4 protein-coding genes are annotated in these 2542 nt (G+C 56.8%); all 4 read left to right on the top strand.

Annotated elements, in window-relative coordinates; translation table 11 throughout:
• Positions 1-171: 171 nt before the first annotated feature.
• The 4 genes from DW49_RS0106970 to DW49_RS1000000133060 all read left to right on the top strand — a co-directional run bounded on the left by DW49_RS0106970 (position 172) and on the right by DW49_RS1000000133060 (position 2100).
• Positions 172-594, top strand: a complete 423-nt coding sequence (locus tag DW49_RS0106970) for a hypothetical protein (protein WP_024421149.1) — start codon at positions 172-174, stop codon at positions 592-594.
• A 20-nt stretch (positions 595-614) separates the two neighbouring features.
• Positions 615-1178, top strand: a complete 564-nt coding sequence (locus DW49_RS0106965) for a hypothetical protein (RefSeq protein ID WP_005622240.1) — start codon at positions 615-617, stop codon at positions 1176-1178.
• Between the two features lie 187 nt (positions 1179-1365).
• A complete protein-coding gene (locus tag DW49_RS0106960; protein ID WP_024421148.1) occupies positions 1366-1794 on the top strand; it encodes a GntR family transcriptional regulator in 429 nt (142 codons plus the stop codon).
• A 78-nt stretch (positions 1795-1872) separates the two neighbouring features.
• Positions 1873-2100, top strand: a complete 228-nt coding sequence (locus DW49_RS1000000133060) for a hypothetical protein (protein ID WP_024421147.1) — start codon at positions 1873-1875, stop codon at positions 2098-2100.
• The last annotated feature ends 442 nt before the right edge of the window (positions 2101-2542 follow it).

The following is a 2542-nucleotide window of genomic DNA, read 5'->3' as shown; positions in this document are numbered from 1 at the left end:
CACATCGATCCGGCCAGAGCCCCGAAAGTAAAGGGCAAGGCGCCTGCACCTAGAGCCACAACGCCTGTTCCACCAAGCCACGACCAGGCACCGCCCTATTTCGACGACGGATCTTATTCGCCGGCGCCGTTCGACTGGGATTAATAGACCGCACGGGCAGGAGCGCAGCCGATGAGTTACAGACCTCAAAGTGATCCCTGGTTTTCAAGGAAGGTTTTGAAGTTTCACATCGCGAAAAACACGTTTGCGGTATTTAGCCAATATGGAGGGCTTGGCTTGTACGGCCTTCCACCCACTGGGTCCGTTACCCGAGATATAGGTGTCGATGATTGCCGGGCACTGCTGCAGAACATGAGGCACTGGCTGGGGTCTCCAACGGCCCCGGCAGAAGCCATCCAATGCAGTACCGATATCGACTACGTGCGCTATCAGGTTGATTGGGTCCAGTCGTGTCTGGGCAAGGAATCCAACCAGAAATACTTGGGTGTGATGTTCATTCTTGACGGGTGGGACGACCGTCAAACGGATGAAGACAACAGACGAGCGGATGCCTATTGCCACCGTCTGTATTCGTCATCGCCTTACGACGATTAACTTTGCTGATCGGAGCCCCCATGAAAGAGACTCTTTGGCGAGCTTTTGCGGTGATCGTGTCGCGTCCATGCGTCGCCGCCTGGATCATTCGACGCGCCCAGCGTACGCCTTACCAACACATCACCTCGGCCGATGGTCAGGAACGCTACATGGGCCGCTGGTGGCTGTTCGAGGGCTATGATCGCGCCAGGCAGCAACCCAAACACCGCTGGTTTCCCTGGTCGGTACGGGTCCACCACATCTTGTGCGAGGATCGTGATCGCGACCTGCACGACCACCCGTGGCACGCCCGTACGATCATCCTGCAGGGTGGGTACGTCGAGCTGCGTCTGATCATGATCAATACCCATGGACAGGTCACTGAGCGTATCGAGCGCAGAACAGGCACCTGCGCAGCGCTGCGTCCTGATGAGTATCACCGTATCGACCAGGTGGCAGCTGGCGGTGCTTACACCCTGTTCATCACCTGCCCTAAATCCTGTGACTGGGGCTTTCTGGTCAACGGGGTGAAAGTCCCTTGGGATGTTTACAACGCAGATGACAGCGCTTCGTTTGAGTCCAGCAGGGTCGCCGGCGACAAGTAGACACCTTAAGGGGGGAAAACCCAGAAAATTCCGTCACCCCAACTCCAGCCCGGCCAGGAGCGCATCCAGGTCCTCGGGGCTCTCAAGCAGTTCCTGATACACATCACAACCCCGTCAATCATGTGCAGCGCTGAGCCCAGCTCTACAGCGCAGGGGGCAGTACGCATTCGTTAAATAGGTGAAGGACATGATTAACCACAGAACGCAAAAACTGCACGCTCAGCAGGTGCTTGAACACCTGGCCCACGGCCTGGCACAGCCCATAGCGCTGCCCCGCGAGACCATTGAAGAAGTGCTTCGCGAAGCCATCATGGATGGACGACTTGAACCGGGTGAACGGCTTACGCAGCAAGCCATTGCCAATGCCTTCCGGGTCAGCCGGATGCCGGTGCGCGAAGCCCTGCGGTCATTGGAGACGCAGGGTTACATCGCGACGGAGTATCACAAAAGCTATCGGGTCACGAACGGCCATGAGCTGCCCCAGTGCGGCCACCTGCCTGGCTTGCTGAGGTGCGTTGCAGAACGCCATACGCAGCTGGGCGACCTCGAATCAAAAGTGGCCTTTGAAAATGAAATCCTGCACGTCCTGGGCCGACTGCGCCCTACCCCTTGCTGATGCTCCAGCCGGTCGCTATAGGCCTGGCAGTTCTGCATCCAGCCGTTGGCACCGGAACGCGAACAAGGAATGACAACAATGACAAACCACTTTTCTAAGTTCATCTGCAACGACGATGGGCGCAACGATGAAGCGTATCAGCTGATCAGCCAAGGTCGGCTCGATGGTGCGCCTCGGGACGCGTGGGAGGCCAGTGCCCCCTGGCTTGAGGCTGCTGATTTTCAGCGGTTCCGGCGCGGGCTTTACCCACGGCTGTTGAACACATCGAGCGATGAAAGGCCGGTGGTGGCCAGGAAAGCGTCCTAGCTCGTTGAAAGCAGCGGATTTTGTAGGGCGAAAAGCGGAGGTCCCATGCTACTATCCGGCACAGTTTTATTTGCAGGAAAGCGACGATGTAGATTCACAAATTGCAGAAACCAAAAAGCCCCGCTTGCCGGCGGGGCTTTTTGGAAAATCTTGAACAGGCCGTTTGATGAGCGGATCACCTGTTCAACACACATAACGTGAGCTGATTATGGCGTTCACTGCGGCTTTGTGCAAGTCGTCAAAAGTGAAGCCTTCAGTTCACCGCTGAACGGTGGACTTATGGAAAAGATTTTTCAGCAGGCTGTGCCCCTTCTAAAGGCAGACCTGTACCCCCAGCATCATCAAAACCTGACACGTTTTACCGTAGCGCATGGCCTTCATGGCCAAGGCGGTGAAGCATGAGCCCCGACCACGCGATCAGTCTTGCCCTCGCGACCTCATC

The sequence above is a fragment of the Pseudomonas avellanae BPIC 631 genome, assembly GCF_000444135.1.
Classification (GTDB): Bacteria; Pseudomonadota; Gammaproteobacteria; order Pseudomonadales; family Pseudomonadaceae; genus Aquipseudomonas; species Aquipseudomonas avellanae.
This window is presented reverse-complemented; position numbering and strand designations above follow the sequence as displayed.

Excerpts from the sequence above, each read along its gene's own strand:
- DW49_RS0106970 (WP_024421149.1), top strand. The coding sequence starts at position 172 with ATGAGTTACAGACCTCAAAGTGATCCCTGGTTTTCAAGGAAGGTTTTG.
- DW49_RS0106965 (WP_005622240.1), top strand. The coding sequence starts at position 615 with ATGAAAGAGACTCTTTGGCGAGCTTTTGCGGTGATCGTGTCGCGTCCA.
- DW49_RS0106960 (WP_024421148.1), top strand. The coding sequence starts at position 1,366 with ATGATTAACCACAGAACGCAAAAACTGCACGCTCAGCAGGTGCTTGAA.
- DW49_RS1000000133060 (WP_024421147.1), top strand. The coding sequence starts at position 1,873 with ATGACAAACCACTTTTCTAAGTTCATCTGCAACGACGATGGGCGCAAC.